The sequence below is a fragment of the Exiguobacterium sp. s125 genome (genome assembly GCF_018618605.1).
Lineage (GTDB): Bacteria > Bacillota > Bacilli > Exiguobacteriales > Exiguobacteriaceae > Exiguobacterium_A > Exiguobacterium_A oxidotolerans.
Map to the genome: position 1 here is coordinate 38,459 of NZ_JACSMI010000006.1, position 16,562 is coordinate 55,020.

The window sequence follows — 16,562 nt, forward strand, 5'->3', positions numbered from 1 at the left end:
CTCATAATTTTGTACGGACGGACCAGAGTTCCGGGAAGAAGCGGTGGTCAAGGACACGCCGGAGATAACTGACGCCGGACGAGCCGCCCGTACCCGGTTTTTGTCCGATGATCCGTTCGACCGTACTCATGTGATTGAAGCGCCACATTTGTTGTTGGCTGCCGATATCGAGTAACTTCTCACCGAGTTCGTACAGGTCCCAGTATTGTGCGACGTCACGGTAAATTTCACCCCAGGCTGCTTCGACACTGGCATCAGCTTCCCAGTCCTGTGTGACATCGCGCTCAAGGATAGCAGAATCAATCGCGAGACCGCGTCGTGCCATCGCGCGGACGGTCTCATCGTAGATGCTGGGCGTTTTTAAATCAGTGTTCAGCTGAGCGAATAATTCTGTTTCATGTTCATAAACACGCAACATCTGCGCGTTTTTAAAGCCGAGTGCAAATTCGATTTGCCGGTTTTGATAGGACTGGAAACCGGACGAGTGCCCGAGCGAATCCCGGAACTCGAGGTACTCTGCCGGTGTCAACGTCGAGAGGACGGACCAGGATTGAATCAATTGTTGCTGAATCTTTGAGACACGGGCGAGCATCTTGAATGAACGTTCAAGCTGATCGTCCGCAATTGCCTTTGTCGCAGCCGTCATCTCATGCAAAATCAACTTCATCCAAAGCTCGCTTGTCTGGTGGATGATGATGAACAGCATTTCATCATGATGATCCGATAAGCGGTGTTGGCTGCTGAGTAGTGGATCAAGCTGTAAATAATCCCCGTACGACATGTCTTTCTTGAAATCCGTTTGAATCGTCGACTCGATTCCATTGTGACCGGTCTGTTCCATTCCAATCGATCCCCTTTACGTTAAAGTGATTGTGAACGTTTCTGTTGATCTGCTTGCGGTGGATGATTTCGTTTCCAAAACGCGTAGGCAATCGTCAAGAAAATCAACCATGGGATTCCGAACTTCAGGACAATTTGGAAGTCCGTGAACCATGTCGTGATGACGAGCGCGACTAACAAGATCGCGCCGAGCGCCGTCAAATACGGATACCCCATCATCCGGACAGGTAGTTTCCGCCCTCCGTCCCGTTCCCAGGCTTTGCGGAAGTAGAGGTGGGAAATAAAAATCATGAACCAGGTGAAAATCGCACCGAACATCGAAATCCCCATCATGAACGGGTAGGAGACGCTCGATTGGCTGCTGATGACGGCAGCTAAGAAGATACCGAGTGTCGAGATTCCGAGTGCGAACAGCGGAACACCTTTTGCGTTCAGACGACTGAAGATCCGCGGGGCGTAGGTCGCTTTCGAGAGCGAGTACATCATCCGCGTCGAGGCATACAGTTGACTGTTCATCGCTGACAAGGCAGCTGTCAGGATGATGAAGTTCATGATGCCGCCTGCATACGGAATCGACAGAAGCTCCATCACTTTGACGAACGGACTTTGATCAATCCCACCGGCCTGTTGCCACGGGACGATCATCAACATGACGGCGATCGTCAGAACATAAAACGTCGAGAGACGGAAGACCGTCGCTTTTAATGCTTTCGGCACGGCAACGTCCGGGTCCTTTGCTTCACCCGCCGTGACCGCGATTAATTCTGTTCCGATAAAACTAAAGAGCGAGATAAAGACGGCGACCCACAGACCGGAAATTCCGAACGGCATGAATCCGCCATCATTCGTGAAGTTTTGCGGGCCGATTTCCGGTGCCGGACTACCGATGATCAAGTACGCACCAAGAACGATGAACATGAGAATGGCACTGATTTTGATGACGGAGAACCAGTATTCAAACGTCGCAAACGTATGGACCGTCGTAGCATTGATATAAATGAGTGCACCGGCAAACAATAAAATCCATAAGTAACCGGGAACGTCCGGGAACCAGTATTTCATGTAAATTGCAATCGCACTGACCTCGACCCCGATGGCGAGAACGTTCGCGACCCAGTACGAATAGCGGACGAGAAAGCCGGCGTAGGGACTGATATAGCGTTCGGCAATTGTTCCAAACGCACCGGAAGTCGGATGGGCGACCGTCATTTCGGCGAGGCAGCCCATCAGTAATAAGACGATGAAGGCGCCGATCGCATAACTGATCAGCACGCTTGGTCCGGCGAGACTGATCGCGAGACCGCTTCCGAGAAATAGTCCCGTCCCGATGGCAGACCCCATCGCTATCATCGTCAGTTGACGTGTTTTTAAGTCACGTCGTAGTTCAGTAGGGTGTTCTTTCATGATGACCTCCTTACGCGACGACTTCGCGTTCATTTGCGAATTGCGCGTATTCCTTCTCTTCCATAATGGTCTTCAGTGTCGCAACGACGTCGTAGACATCGCTAAACGTATTGTACAATGCGACCGGTGCGAGGCGAACGATGTTCGGTGCACGGAAGTCGGGAATGATGTGATGGGCTTTTAACGCTTTACAGATCCGCGCCGCTTCCGGATGTTCGAGGCTCAAGTGTGCACCACGCTGCTTATGATCGCGAGGACTTCCGATAAAGAAGCCGTAAGGCGCAAGTTCTTCATCGACCAGGCGCATCATATAATCCGTCAAGGCGAGCGATTTTTCCCGGACGGCACCGATTCCGACTTCTGCGAACAGTTCGAGGGCACCGATTTGCGGCGCAAGACTTAAGACATGTGGTGTTCCAATCTGGAAGGCACCCGCATCTTCTGCCGGCGTCAATGTGTGATCCATGTCGAATTGTTTGTCCTTGCGCGAACCGAACCACCCGGTTAAACCGGGGAGTGTCCCGAAGTGCCGCTCATGGACGAATAGACCACCGACGGTTCCCGGTCCACCATTTAAATGTTTATAGTTGCACCAGTACGCAAAGTCGACGCCCCAGTCGTGAAACGCATGGGGGACGGCACCGACGGAGTGACAGCCGTCAAAACCGATCAGGATTCCCCGGTCATGGGCGGCCTTCGTCAAGCGCTCCATGTCGAGGACTTGCCCGCTCCGGTATAAAACGGTCGGGAGGACGATCAAGGCGATGTCATCTGTCATTGCAGCAATTAAATCCTCTTCGTCAAGGAAACGTCCGTCACGACTCTCGACTTGGACAAGGTGCTCGGCTGGGTCGAGTCCACGTAAGCGAAGCTGGCTTTGCAGTGCATAAATGTCTGACGGGAACGTCAGACTGTCTGCTAAAATTTTTGTCCGTTGTCCGCTCGGCGCAAAGAACGTCGAGACGAGTTGATGCAGGTTGACGGTCGTCGAGCCTGTCACCATGACTTCGTTTGCCCGCCCGCCGACGAGTGGGGCGTTTAAGGCAGCGAGTTTTTCCGACAATTCGAACCAAGGATGGCGTCCTTGCATCCAGCCGTCAATTCCGAGTTCGCGCCAATCGGCCAGCGACTCAAGCAATGTCTGTTCGGCACGTTTGGATAAGAGACCAAGCGAGTTGCCATCCATATAAATCGACCCTTCACGGAGATAAAATTCATTACGGTACGGTGCAAGTTGGTCTTGCTGATCCATGCGGACTGCATCTTCACGGTTTGCGGTAAGTGTCATCTCGGTTCCTCCTCGAACTGAATCCTCAATCAATTTTGACAAAAGCGTAGCAAACAAATTGACACTGTGTCAATATTATCGAATAACGAATCAAAAGGAGTGGTGTGAGGATGAAGGAACCAGGACAGGCGAAAGTCGACAAACGTCATCTACGGACGGTGCGAACACGTGAAAAGCTGCTCGTTGCAGCACGTGACGTCTTTTTATCGCAAGACTTTCAAACGGCAACCATCTCACAAATCATCAAACAAGCAGGTGTCGGTTACGGAACGGCATACGTTCATTTTGAAGGGAAGGATGAATTGTTGATCGTCCTGATGGAAGACGTCATGGACCGGTTTTACAAAATTGCCGAGCAAGTGTTTGAGCCGCGTTCGCGTGCGGACGCAAAACAGCAGATTTTGGAACAGGCGACGGCCTTTCTTCGGTTAGCGGATGAGGAGCGGGCGATGCTTCGGATCGTCGAGCAAGCGATTGGCGTATCGTACGTCGTCCGGACGAAGTGGAAACAGATTCGGGAACGGTTCATTGAACAAATCAGCCAAGACATTTTATATGCCCAGCAGCAAGGGCTTGCCCGGATGGATCTTGATCCGAAACTCGTCGCACGCGGGTGGTTTTTCGCAAATGAAATGTATTTGTTTGAAGTCGTCCGGTCAGAAACGACGGCGACGATTGATGAGATTGCGCGGACGCTGACGGAAGTGTATGCACATGGATTGTATCGAGAAGATTAAGTGAAGGCATGGCGGGGAATTGTCCAGTAATTAACTAAAGGGATGTGGGAACCGTGGCATTTGATTATGAGATCGATTTCGAGACGACGGACTTTCGGAAGGAACCGGAAAAATACCGCGTCGGACGGGGGGAGCAAGGTGTCCTGCTTGTCGAACCGTATAAAGGTGAAATCCTGCCGCACTGGCGGTTCAAGACACCAGAAATTGCAAAGGAGTCCTCTGAAAAAATCTATGAAATGTACTTAGCCTATAAAGCGGCGGATGATTTCGTCGGGATGGATATGGCACGGAAGTTCATTCAGATGGGACACACACGTGCCCGTCGTTATGCGAACTATCCGGGAGGGCGGAAATATAAAGATAAAGAAAAAGGCGAATTGAACGAACGGGACATTGACCCGGAAAAAGCAAAATCCGCTGAAATCTTTCAAGAGAAGTGGGACTTGATCCGGGCCGATGAAGACTACCTGAAGTTAAAAAAAGCCCATCAAAAAGCATATGGTTAAAATGAATCGAAGAGGATCCAATACGTCAGTAACCTTGCAGCGATGCACGTATCTTTGACGACGCTTCCTCCGGTTTTTCTTAAAAATCAGTTTCCATATTGCACTAAAAAAGACGGATTTGAAGGGGAACGATTTGTTATTATGAAACAAATCGATCATGGAGTGTGAGAGGATGGAAAAGCTGAAGCAAGCCGTGTTAATCCTGTTCGGATTGAGTATGTACGCAGTGACGGATTATTACATCGAGACCGTTGCGTACTCTATTTTGCTCGTGTTATTCGTAAGCAGTGTGGGACTTAGTTTCGTAGGCGAAATACAGGAAGCGAGCTTTTTTACGACGCGTCGCGTTTTTCTGACGACACTGCTCTGCGGACTGCTCTTCAATCATGTTCTTTGGTTAGAATGGACGGCTTTCTTGTTTGTCTTGCTTGCGGTAGAAGTCAGTGTGAAAGGACTTCGTTTAATTGCGACCGAATTCCGTCTTCGAAAAGAGCTGCAACGTTAAGAAAAGACCGATTCATTTAGATGTCGTACGATAAACAAAGAGTAGGGCGGTCTCCGCTATATATCCGGAGTCGTCCTACTCTTTTTTAGTGGGTGAAACTTAAGACGTACGTTCGATTTTTTCAATCAACCGGGACTGGCGGCGTTGCCATACGACAGAGCCGACTAACGTCACGGCGAGGAAGACAAGTCCCAGCATGAACGGATATAAGATATTGACGTCATACAGCAGACCGGCGAGTGTTGGTCCGAGGACGTTTCCGATGCTCATATAGGCATTGTTCATCCCCATCGCAAAGCCTTGTTCGTTCCCGGCGAGTTTTGAAATCATCGTGTTCAAGACAGGTCGTAAAATCGACGTCGCGAGGAAGATGACCAGCGTGACGGCGAAGAAGCCGCCGTAACTCGAGGCGAAGAGTGAGACGAGAAACCCGAGTGTCGCAATCAATAAAAAGATATTCAATACTTTGCCTTCACCCAGACTCCGGGTGATTTTGTCGACGATAAAGATTTGAGCAATAACGCTGATGATACCCGTCGATGTCACCATGACGGCGATATCCTTTGGTGAAGCACCGAATTGGTTATCAATGAAGAGACCAAGGACGGATTCATACGCCATCAGACCAAAACTCATGACAAGTGTAATGACGAGTGGGACGAAGTACGGTTTTTGGAACGACGCACCGATTTTACTGAGCATCGATCCTTCGTCCGGTGCCATCGCTGTTGCGTCATGGACATCACTTTCTTTGAGCAACAAGATGCTGAACAAGACGGCGAGTCCCGAGACGAGAGCTGAGACGAGTAGCGGCAACTTTAAGTCATATTCGGCGAGGAACCCACCGATTCCCGGTCCGATGACGATTCCAAGCGACATCGCGGCCGAGACATAACTGTTTCCTTTCGCCCGTTGATCCATCGTCGTGATATCGGCGACGTAAGCAAAGATTGCCGGAATCAGTAAGGCAGCACCGATACCACCGATTGCACGGGACAGATAAAGAATTGCGACCGAGTTCGAGAAGTAAAAGACGAACATCGACAGTGTCAGACCAATCAGTCCATAGATGATCATCTTGCGACGGCCGTATTGATCGGCCCATTTTCCGGCAACGGGAGACATGACGAGCTGGGCGCCGGCAAAGATGGCAATCATCAGCCCGGCAGCCGTTCCACCTTGTCCGATGGAGGCGAGATAAGCAGGCAGAATCGGAATGATGATCCCGAAGCTCCCGACGGCGATGAACATGTTGATCATCAAGACCGTTAATTTTTTACGTTGATCCGCTTGCAAGGGGACCCCTTCTTTCTGCGCGCTTATGTAAGCGATTATTGTGTCATCCTTATCATCTTAGTTTCAAGAGAAAGACTGTGTCAATTTAGAGGGCTGAAAAGACCGGATTGATTTTGAAATGGATACGGAAAAAGGGATTGCCATCTGAAAATCGATGGACAATCCCTTCAGCGTGTAAACAAACTCTTGTGAAGCATGAATATGCGATATCGAGATGCAATCAGTTCGCGCTTCCCTGTCTCGCCTCGTCTTCAAAGCGGCTCGAGACGGATTGCACTCTAAAGCGTCTGCATGTCCGGCTTTCCGTCACGGTGTTACCTAAAAAGCGTCACGTTTCGTTGACTCCTAGGGGGAAAAGTGCGTTTTCAACGCACTTTCAGAGGCAGGCAAGACCCTGCTCGTTGTCCGTTAGGACCAAGGAGCAACGGCTTGCGCCTCGCCCGAGGAAAGCAACGAAAAAAGACACTTGACCTCCCGATAGCACGTTGTCTACAGTCTGAAGGGATTGCCATCTGAAAATCGATGGACAATCCCTTTTTGGATGTTTTAGATGAAGTCACCTGCTTCTACACGTATCAGGTAAAGCATCAGCTTGTTTTCTTGAATAACCAATTCACATTCGGCGATAGCAACGGTCGCAAAATCCGGACGACCGGGCGACTCGACAGGACAAAGACAAGAACTGTCGCGAGCAAGAGCCCTAAGCCGATCAACAGGAACGGTGATTCTGCGATGGCCGGTGGTAAGGAATCCCGGAAGAGACGGACGATGAACGAATGGAGTAAGTAAATCGCTAACGTCTGAATCCCGATTTCGTCAAACCGTTCACCGAAAGATCGTCTTGGGACAATCAGGAGGACGGAGAAAATCATGACCGTACTGACTGCATAAAGGAACAGTTGCGTCGCCGCTCCTTTAAGGAGAGATACTTCAAATTCACCGTACGTATCCCGGTAAAAGAGCCATGCCGTATCAAAACCGTTTTTTGTCCAGAGACCCATAAAAATCGCAATCGTCAGTGAAACGACGAGACCGACGAGTCGTCCGGCAGGCCCCGTCAACCGATCGCGGAAACCGTCATTCGCTAACCATCCTCGTTCTTTGACAAGATAGCCCATCAAGAAGAACGGATAAAAGCTAATCACCTTTTGGAGCGACAGGAAGTTTGTGATCGCACCCGGGTCTGCATTGATTAAAAGCGCAACAGCGACACTGATTAAGAGCGGGAACCGTAAAATCAGAAACCCGGGCGTGACGATTTGCCAGATGATGATGCCGAGCAAGTACCACAATGTCCAGCTTGGGACAAGCGGATGAAGTAATCCGTCAATCAGTCCTTCGAGCGTCTTATCATTCGCATAAGCCAGGTAGACTTCATGAATCGACTGCCAAATAAAATAGAGAACGACAAACGAAATGATTCGTTTTGGTCGGACTTGTTTGAAGAAGTATCCGCTCATGAAGATGAAGGCCGGCATGTGCAACAAGTAGATGACATTGTAAGCGATTTGGACCGAATCATTGCCGTCAAGATTACGGAACGTCTCGATCAAGTGACCGAAGACGACCGTGAAAATCAACAAGACTTTGTAATTCCCGAGCCAGTGGTCGTAAGCCGGCACGGGAATCGGCTTTGGAGCAACCGTCATTTGTTTTCTCCAAGAATGATTTGATCGACGAACCGGGCACTTGATTTCCCGTCCTGATGCTCGAAGAAGTACTCAGCGAACGCTTTGACGTTGTCCATTTCAAAGTCTTCATTTTTAATCCGTTCAATCAATTCATCCGAATTTTTGACGATTGGTCCGGGCACGAATTCTTCAAAGTCATAATAGAAATCGCGTTTAGAGATGTAGTCGTCTAAGTCATAAGCAAAGAACAACATTGGTCGGTTCAAGAGTGAGAATTCGAAACACGTCGAAGAATAATCCGTAATCAAAATGTCTGAGACGAACAACAACTCATTGATTTCACGGTGATCCGTCAAATCGATGAAGAAATCAGCGTACAGTTCTGGAATTTCCATCCGACGACGAACGAATGGGTGCATTTTTAAGACGAAGACATACTCTTCGTGGAACGCTTCGTACAAAGCATCTAAGTCAAGTTGGTCGAAGTCGTAATAAGCACTTTTCGCACCATTACCGCGGAAGGTCGGCGCGAACATGATGACTTTTTTCGTTTTGAATGTTGGATATTCTTCATAGATACGTTCTTTCGCAGTAGCGATGTAGTCCTGGTCGAAGAACATATCCGTCCGCGGAATACCTGTTGCGATGACTTGATCTTCGCGGAGACCGAATCCTTCAGCGTAGTGGCGCGCGACATTATGTGAACTGACGATTGCTTTCGTATAGTTCCGGTGACTGAGCGAGTTGGCGCTTGGACCACCCGGTTTACCGAGACGGCTGTAACCGAACGTCTTGAATGCTCCGACAGCATGCCATACCTGGACGAGATCCGTTCCTTTACGGATTTTGAGTGGATAGATCATCGGATAGAAATCATCGACGAGAATCGTTTTGGCTGTCGCCAGGTGATACGGCAATGTGAATTTATCACGCCAGTCGCGTCGGGATTGAAGATTTGGTTTGAAGAATGTCTTGACGTCGAGGTTCAAATCGCGTCGCTCGATTTCGTCGAGAATGTAGGCGAAGTTTCCGCTGACATCACTCCGTGAGTCGGAAGCGAGCAAGACTTTGTCTTCCGCAATCGGCTGCGTCCATTTCGTGACGTTGTAGATGGCTTTAAACGTAAACCGACGGAATTTAAAGGCGCGTTTGCGGAAATCCTTTTTATATTTGTTGTACCGGTCAATCATCCGGATGAAACGTTTTGACTCCCCGCGTTTTAGGGAATGGAAGCTTAAGGTGTTGCTATACTCAGAATGTTGGACGACCAGTTCATATTCGAGTTTCAATAACAGATTGCTATGTTTCGTATCGACACGGTAAATGACCGGAATCAGTGCACGTGTGTCGCCGAATGGGGCTTCGTGTAAAATCGAGTTGCCCTGGACGATTGCGAAGAAGGCATCAAAATAGCCCATTGGTAAAGGACGTCCCGTTGGTGTGATGTGATTGAGGTTCAATGAGCCGGTAAAGGTCTCTTCTGTCCAGTCCCCTTCAAATGGGAAGCGGAGGATGAACGTCCGTTTATTCCGTTTATTGCGGAAGACGATGGCACGTTCAAGCGGAATGGGTGCTTCTGGTGCTTCCGATTGAATGTAGTCATCTTCTCGTTCTGTTTCCTGTCCTTCTTGTGCTGTCGGGTTTTCGAAAAGTAATTGTTCTGCTTGCAAGAATTCAGTTAATCCAAACAAGCGTGCCTCAAAGCGGAATGTCGTACCGGCAAGCTCTAAATAGTCGACTTTCGCTTGTAAAGTCGGCATCAGTGTTTCTTCTGTCAAAACAATCTCTCCTCACGTAAATGATTACAATGTATTTACACAAAAGTAATAGGTTTTTAAAATCACCAGGAACATAGTATAGTTGTATTAGAAATCACCAATCATTATATCGTGACAAAGCAAAAAAAATAGTGCTTTGTATATTTTTTTTGTTTTTTTCGTCAAGTGTGATCCGATTATCCGACTCTATTCGAAGATATACCCACATCGCTGGTAGGTGGAAACCAAAAAAGATTTTTGATAAGGGAGGGAAGCAGGTTGTTTCATGACAGCGCCGTCACGCGACGGATGAGACATCTGCGATACAAGATGATTTATGCAGCAATTTTAGCTGGGGGAAAAGGAACACGCATGGGAAACGTCGATCGTCCAAAACAATTTCTTTCAATTGGGGAACGTCCGATTCTCGTCCATACGGTCGAAAAATTCTTACTGAACGATGATTTTGACCGTGTCATCATCGTCACACCAACAGCGTGGATTAACTATACACGCGATATCTTAGAAAAATACATCGGACAAGATGAGCGCATCGTCATCACGGCTGGTGGAAATGACCGGAACGAATCCATCATGGCGGCGATCAACTGGATCGACGAAAAGAATGGCATCACAGATGAAGATATTATCGTAACGCACGATGCGGTCCGTCCATTCCTGACACACCGGATCATTAAAGAAAATATCTCGACAGCACTTGAGTATGGTGCATGTGATACCGTCATTTCAGCCATCGATACAATCGTTGCATCGACAGACGGAAAAACAATCACAGACATTCCGGTCCGTGACCAGATGTATCAAGGGCAAACACCACAAAGCTTCCAAATCACGAAGCTGAAATCACATTATGAAGCCTTGTCTGCTGAAGAGCGTGCCATCTTAACGGATGCGTGTAAGATTCTATTGCTCAAAGGTGAAGATGTCGCACTCGTCACAGGAGAACTCTTCAACATCAAAGTCACGACACCTTATGATTTACGTATTGCTAACGCAATCCTGAAGGAGCGGATTAACCAATGATTAACCAAGTCTATCAACTCGTTGCACCTCGTCAAATCGAGGTGACGTATGATGAGCGGTCGTTAAAATCTGATCGCGTCGTCGTCCGGCCGACTTACTTGTCAATCTGTCACGCGGATCAACGTTACTTCACAGGAAGCCGTAGTGCAGAAGTACTCGCGAAAAAATTACCGATGGCGATGATTCACGAAGGAATCGGAAAAGTCGTTCATGACCCGTCAGGAACATTCACAAAAGGGACGCTCGTTGCGATGGTACCGAATACGCCGTCTGAGACGGATGACATCATCGGCGAAAACTACTTGCGGACAAGTCGTTTCCGTTCAAGCGGTTATGATGGCTACATGCAAGATTATGTTTTCATTCAAGCCGATCGTCTCGTCGAAGTACCGGCAGATCTTAACCCGGAAGTCGCAGCCTTTACAGAACTCGTCAGTGTCGCTGTACACGCCGTGACACGTTTCGACCAAATCGCACATGCGCGTCGGGAAACGTTCGGAATTTGGGGTGACGGAAACCTTGGTTTCATCACAGCACTGTTGTTACGTAAACTGTATCCGGAAGCAAAATTACTCGTCTTCGGAAAAACACAATCGAAGCTCGATTACTTCTCGTTCGCGGATGAGACGTATCATATCGACCAAATTCCAGAAGGTGTTGCCTTCAATCACGGGTTTGAGTGTGTAGGCGGCATCGGCAGTCAATATGCAATCAATCAAATGATTGACTATATCATTCCAGAAGGAACGATGGCATTGCTCGGTGTATCTGAGGAGCCTGTTTCTGTCAATACACGGATGATTCTCGAAAAAGGATTACGTGTCTATGGTTCGAGTCGCAGTACACCAACGGACTTCGCTCGGACGATGGAACTGTATCAAACGTACCCGGATATTCCAGAATACTTGTCGAACTTAGTCGCAGGTGTATTCCAAATTCGTCAAATCGAGGACATCCATCAAGCGTTCGAAAGCGATTTAACGAACCGTTTCGGAAAAACCGTCATGGAATGGTGCATGTAAAAATTAGTAGGTGCAACAGAAGGGGTCACTCATGAAACAAAAAATACGTTTAATTCAGCGGCGGACAGTTCATTATTTACTGGTCATGACGTATTGGCTTGCGAGACGCTTGCCGATTGACAAGCAAAAAGTCGTGTTTGCGACATATCGTTCAGACAAGCTCGTTGATAACTTCCGTGCCGTTTATGACGAACTTGAGAGCCGCGATCTTGGATTCAGCTATGTGTTCCTGTTAAAGCGGTTCCCACAAGGTCTTTTCGGTCAGATTAAATACGTCTTCCACATGATGCGGGCGACGTATGAACTCGCGACTGCCCGCTATTTCATCATCGATGACTACTATTATCCGGTCTATGTCTCGTCACTGCGTCAAGGGACTGAGGTCATTCAACTGTGGCATGCATGTGGCGCCTTTAAAAAGTTCGGCTACAGTGTGCTCGATAAATCCTATTCACCGGACGATGATTACTTGAAGATGGTTCAAATTCACCGAAACTACTCGAAAGTCTATGTCTCGGGAACAGCCTGTATCGAACCGTATGCTGAAGCATTCGGGATGGACGCGGCCCGTGTTCATCCACTCGGTGTCCCACGAACGGATCAACTCTTGAATCCGGCGCGCCAAGCACATGTCGAACAAAAACTGTATGCTGACCATCCGGAGTGGCGTTCGAAGAAAATCATTCTTCTTGCTCCGACTTTCCGGGGTAACGGTCAGACGACGGCACATTATGATGAGGAACTCGATTTCGAACAGTTCCGCCAAGAACTCGGGAGCGAGTATATTTTATTGTTACGGATGCATCCGTTCGTGCTTAATCGTCCTGTCGTCCCGGCTGAATTTTCGGACCAAATCATCGATATGACGGATTATCCGGATATCAATGATTTGATGCAGATTTCAGACATTTTGGTCACGGATTATTCGTCCGTCATCTTTGAGTTCGCTTTACTCAAAAAACCAATCATCTTCCTCGTGAATGATTTGACATCCTATAAGGAAGAACGTGATTTTTACTTCCCGTATGAATCGTTTGTCCCGGGGCCGATTGTTTCCTCGTTCAACGAAGTCATCGCTTGGGTGAAACAAGGGCAGTTCGAATCAGAGAAGATTGAGGAATTCGCCCGTCAATTCTTCACGTATCAAGATGGGCAAGCGACAAAACGCATCGTGGATCATCTGTTAGATCATGTGCAGTCGCCTGCAGTGTCACCTGAAAAAACGACAATCGTGTAAATACGATCATTTTGAAGGACATCACACAGTATATAGAGAAACCCGGACGATTCTGCTTTTAAAAAAAAGTGAGAATCATCCGGGTTTTTTTAATCGGTTTTCTGACAGGAATGAGGGAAGCGTGCAGAAGAAAAAGCGATTATTTGATCAACTTCGTTTGGGGAGGAAGTTGCAAAATAATCGCTTATGACTCTATAAATGGGGCTTGATTGGTGCGAGCAGGGGTAGCTCGCAGGATGCGCACTCCTTAAAAGTGCGTTAACTTTTCGCGGGCAGGTGTCCGTTTTTTTAGTGGTGGAATCATCGCAGGCCAACCGAGTTGGATGACACCGGCGACACGTTCTTCATCATGGGCACCGACGAGTGTCGCATATTCGTCTGTAAACCAATGTTTCCCGCTTTTCCAGCAGCTTCCTAAACCAAGTTCCGATGCAAGCAGTTGGATGTTTTGAATCATCGCAGCAGTCGCAAGTAAATCTTCTGTCTGTTGATCGTCTGTTCCTTGAACGTGATAAAGGACCGTCAAGAACACCGGGACTTCACTTATTTTTTCTTTAAATGATAGGCGTTGCTCATCCGTTTTTTGATCGAATTGACCACGTGCTTCAAGGAGCTCCATCAATTGTTCGACATACCGGACTTGTCCTTCACCAATCGCGAGAACAAAACGCCATGGTTCGCGTAACTTATGATTCGGTGCATAAATTGCTGCTTCTAAGATTTCTTCAATCATTTCGGATGGAACAGGTTGATCGGTGTAGGAACGAACCGAACGTCGTTCTAAAATGAGTTGTCGTGCATTCATCACTATCATCTCCTGACCTAAGTACTCTTAAAATATAAATGATAACGATTATCATTGTCAATGGTAATCCGAAAAATAAAACGAACGGTGACTAGAATTCAATGGAAGTCATCGTTCGTTTCATGTGGTTATTGTTTTTTGCTTGCTGTCGTAGCGAGTTTCTTTTTGACTTGGCGTAATCGCAGTAATGCCATTAAATAATGTGCAAAATAAATTGTGAAACCAAAGAAAATCGGGATCGCAAGTCCGAGTTCGACACCCGGAACAGCCGTCAAGTTAATGTAAAGCAAGACCGTCATGGACAACGTATAAAAAGTTGCTTCAAGCAACTGCGGCATGATGCGTTTACGCTTCAAGAAAAACGAGCGGATAAGCGGTAAGATGACGAGGCTGACGAGCCGATCAATTAGACCAATCACGAGCACGCTGATGACGATTGCGAGACCACCTTCGAACTGTAAGAGGTTCGGAAAGACATAGTACGAGACAAGCACTAACGGACCGACGAGTAAGAAAATCGAGACCGAAGCACGGAAAAAGACGAAGAGACTGTTGATACTCGTTAAAAACGCACGCGAGATTTTTTGCGACCAGGAAAGAGATGGTCGTCCGACCTGCCACGCGAAGCAACAGGCGAAAATGAACGCGTAAAATTGAAGGAAGGCAACCATAAAGCATCTCCTTTTGATATGAACTCAATGAACCTAGTGTATCGATATTAGAGAAGAAGTGCAAAGGTGAACGATTAAAAAGCCAGCTGACGATGTGCCGTCAACTGGCTGGATAAGACACGTTAATCTAAATTCGGTTCTTTTTTTCCATGAAGGAAGAATGACAATACGAGTGCAAGAGCAGACAAGACAGTCGCCACCCAAAAGGCATCTGTAATTCCACTGATCGTCGCTTGTTTCGTCAATTGCGTCAACCAGCTAACGGATGCGGCTTGTGGACTACCAAGCTGTTGTCCGAGCTCACCAAGGTGTTGCGAGAGTGTTGGGTCAAGTGTCGTAAACTGGTTGGCATCGTCCGCGAGATGAGCTGTCGTTTGACGGGTCATGACCGTGACGAGGATGGCCGTCCCGATTGATCCAGCGACTTGGCGTAATGTATTTTGTGTCGCGTTTCCGTGAGGAATCATCTTCATCGGCAGAGCGTTCATGCCAGCTGTCATAATCGGCATCATGATGAACGCCATCCCGAAGGACCGGAGCATATAGATGCCCATGATGGAATAGTAAGACGTGTTCAAATCAAGTTGCGTCAATTCCCATGTTCCGTACGTCATCAACGTCAGACCGAAGATGGCAAGCGGTCGAATGCCGAACCGGTCGAACAGTCGACCGGCGAAAGGACCGGTGATTCCCATGATCAATGAACCAGGCAGTAATAAGAGACCTGAGTCGACGGGTGAAAAACCACGGATGCTCTGCAAGTAAATCGGCAGCAGCAACATCCCGCCGAACAAGGCCATCGTGACGATGACGTTAATGAAGAGGGTGAATGAAAATTCCGGTACTTTTAGGACACGGATGTTAAGCATCGGGTCGTCCATCGCAAGCTCACGCAAAGCGAAGGCGGCAATACCAAGTAGCCCGATGACAATCGTACTGATGACGACAGGGCTGTCCCAACCGTCGTTTCCGGCTTCACTGAATCCGTATAAGAGACTACCAAACCCGATCGTACTAAAGACAACACCGAGAGCATCGAACTTTGGTTTTGATAACGGTTGGACGAGTTTGAACCAGGCAAATCCAAGTAAAAGTGTTAAGAGACCAAAGAAGGCCATTGCATAGAACATGACGTGCCAATCGTAGTTTTGAATGACATATCCTGTGATCGTTGGTCCGATCGCCGGTGCAAGAATCATCGCAATCCCGAGCATGCCCATCGCAGCTCCCCGTTTATGGGGTGGAAACAATGTCATGAAGACGTTCGTACCGAGCGGCATCAAGACACCGGCTCCGGCTGCTTGGACCACACGTCCGATCATCATAACCGGGAAGTTCATCGCCATCGAACAAATGATCGATCCGAAGAAGAACAACGTCATCGAGACAAGAAACAAGCGGCGAAACGTATAGCTTCGCATGAGGAACGCACTGATTGGAATCAAGATTCCGTTGACAAGCATGAACCCGGTCGTCAACCACTGTGCTGTCGACGTCGTGACGTTGAAGTCGTTGATCAAGACAGGAAGAGCGACGTTGATTAATGTCTGATTCAAAATCGCGATGAACATTCCAATTAACAGGACAGTGATGACTTTCGGGATACTGATGTTTTCCGTTGAAATCGTCGCTTGCGCTTGCGGAGCAGGGGCGGCTGGAATCGCGCCAACCGCTTCTGCTTCAATCAATGTTTCATCAAGCGCCGGACCTCCTGCGCCAGCTACCCGCGGTTGCCGTGCCCGGCGTGCAATCAAATTGACTGCAAGGAACGTGACAAGCATGAACACAATGTATCCAAAGAGGAAGGTCGTAGACATAA

Annotated in this window: 15 protein-coding genes; 6 read left to right on the top strand and 9 right to left on the bottom strand. The window is 48.1% G+C overall.

Going from position 1 to position 16,562, the window contains the following annotated elements; all coding sequences use genetic code 11:
- Position 1: 1 nt before the first annotated feature.
- From kynA to kynU, 3 genes are read right to left on the bottom strand one after another with little or no spacing between them, the layout of a single operon-like run.
- Positions 2-841, bottom strand: a complete 840-nt coding sequence (gene kynA / locus KNQ05_RS13000) for a tryptophan 2,3-dioxygenase (RefSeq protein WP_214802771.1) — start codon at positions 839-841, stop codon at positions 2-4.
- A gap of 20 nt (positions 842-861) precedes the next feature.
- Positions 862-2,244, bottom strand: coding sequence for an amino acid permease (locus tag KNQ05_RS13005; RefSeq protein WP_214770570.1), 1,383 nt, complete (start codon positions 2,242-2,244; stop codon positions 862-864).
- A 10-nt stretch (positions 2,245-2,254) separates the two neighbouring features.
- Positions 2,255-3,532 carry a kynureninase gene (kynU, locus tag KNQ05_RS13010; RefSeq protein WP_214767651.1) on the bottom strand — a complete coding sequence of 426 codons (1,278 nt, stop codon included), beginning with the start codon at positions 3,530-3,532 and terminating at the stop codon, positions 2,255-2,257.
- A gap of 110 nt (positions 3,533-3,642) precedes the next feature.
- On the opposite strand from kynU, the gene KNQ05_RS13015 reads away from it, so the two are divergent.
- From KNQ05_RS13015 to KNQ05_RS13025, 3 genes are all read left to right on the top strand, one after another.
- Positions 3,643-4,269: a TetR/AcrR family transcriptional regulator gene (locus KNQ05_RS13015; protein WP_088836052.1), complete on the top strand. Its 627-nt coding sequence runs from the start codon at positions 3,643-3,645 to the stop codon at positions 4,267-4,269.
- Between the two features lie 53 nt (positions 4,270-4,322).
- On the top strand, positions 4,323-4,775 hold the full coding sequence (locus KNQ05_RS13020; protein WP_214805673.1) for a DUF4385 domain-containing protein: 453 nt from the start codon (positions 4,323-4,325) through the stop codon (positions 4,773-4,775).
- A 172-nt stretch (positions 4,776-4,947) separates the two neighbouring features.
- Positions 4,948-5,280 (top strand): hypothetical protein, encoded by a 333-nt coding sequence (locus KNQ05_RS13025; RefSeq protein ID WP_214805676.1) that lies wholly within the window; start codon positions 4,948-4,950, stop codon positions 5,278-5,280.
- A 99-nt stretch (positions 5,281-5,379) separates the two neighbouring features.
- Here KNQ05_RS13025 and KNQ05_RS13030 read toward each other — a convergent pair whose 3' ends face one another.
- The 3 genes from KNQ05_RS13030 to KNQ05_RS13040 form a co-directional block, all read right to left on the bottom strand.
- Positions 5,380-6,576: an MFS transporter gene (locus KNQ05_RS13030; protein ID WP_029332333.1), complete on the bottom strand. Its 1,197-nt coding sequence runs from the start codon at positions 6,574-6,576 to the stop codon at positions 5,380-5,382.
- Positions 6,577-7,163: 587 nt separating this feature from the next.
- A complete protein-coding gene (locus tag KNQ05_RS13035; RefSeq protein ID WP_214805679.1) occupies positions 7,164-8,225 on the bottom strand; it encodes an acyltransferase family protein in 1,062 nt (353 codons plus the stop codon).
- Positions 8,222-9,967, bottom strand: coding sequence for a CDP-glycerol glycerophosphotransferase family protein (locus KNQ05_RS13040; RefSeq protein ID WP_214805737.1), 1,746 nt, complete (start codon positions 9,965-9,967; stop codon positions 8,222-8,224). The genes KNQ05_RS13035 and KNQ05_RS13040 overlap by 4 nt, the downstream gene beginning before the upstream one ends.
- 327 nt (positions 9,968-10,294) lie before the next feature.
- Here KNQ05_RS13040 and KNQ05_RS13045 point away from each other — a divergent pair, with 327 nt between their 5' ends.
- The 3 genes from KNQ05_RS13045 to KNQ05_RS13055 are packed head-to-tail and all read left to right on the top strand — an operon-like array spanning position 10,295 to position 13,267.
- Positions 10,295-11,008 (top strand): IspD/TarI family cytidylyltransferase, encoded by a 714-nt coding sequence (locus KNQ05_RS13045; RefSeq protein WP_029332336.1) that lies wholly within the window; start codon positions 10,295-10,297, stop codon positions 11,006-11,008.
- The gene (locus tag KNQ05_RS13050; protein WP_159174012.1) at positions 11,005-12,030 is read left to right on the top strand and encodes a ribitol-5-phosphate dehydrogenase; all 1,026 of its coding nucleotides are present in this window, start codon (positions 11,005-11,007) and stop codon (positions 12,028-12,030) included. Before KNQ05_RS13045 ends, KNQ05_RS13050 begins: the two co-directional genes overlap by 4 nt.
- 31 nt (positions 12,031-12,061) lie before the next feature.
- Positions 12,062-13,267, top strand: coding sequence for a CDP-glycerol glycerophosphotransferase family protein (locus KNQ05_RS13055; protein ID WP_214805681.1), 1,206 nt, complete (start codon positions 12,062-12,064; stop codon positions 13,265-13,267).
- Positions 13,268-13,514: 247 nt separating this feature from the next.
- Here KNQ05_RS13055 and KNQ05_RS13060 read toward each other — a convergent pair whose 3' ends face one another.
- The 3 genes from KNQ05_RS13060 to KNQ05_RS13070 all read right to left on the bottom strand — a co-directional run bounded on the left by KNQ05_RS13060 (position 13,515) and on the right by KNQ05_RS13070 (position 16,560).
- Entirely contained in the window at positions 13,515-14,072 is a 558-nt protein-coding gene (locus KNQ05_RS13060; RefSeq protein WP_088836057.1) for a nitroreductase family protein, read from the bottom strand.
- Positions 14,073-14,200: 128 nt separating this feature from the next.
- The gene (locus KNQ05_RS13065; RefSeq protein WP_159174009.1) at positions 14,201-14,743 is read right to left on the bottom strand and encodes a hypothetical protein; all 543 of its coding nucleotides are present in this window, start codon (positions 14,741-14,743) and stop codon (positions 14,201-14,203) included.
- 122 nt (positions 14,744-14,865) lie between these two features.
- Entirely contained in the window at positions 14,866-16,560 is a 1,695-nt protein-coding gene (locus KNQ05_RS13070; RefSeq protein ID WP_214767657.1) for a DHA2 family efflux MFS transporter permease subunit, read from the bottom strand.
- Positions 16,561-16,562: the final 2 nt, after the last annotated feature.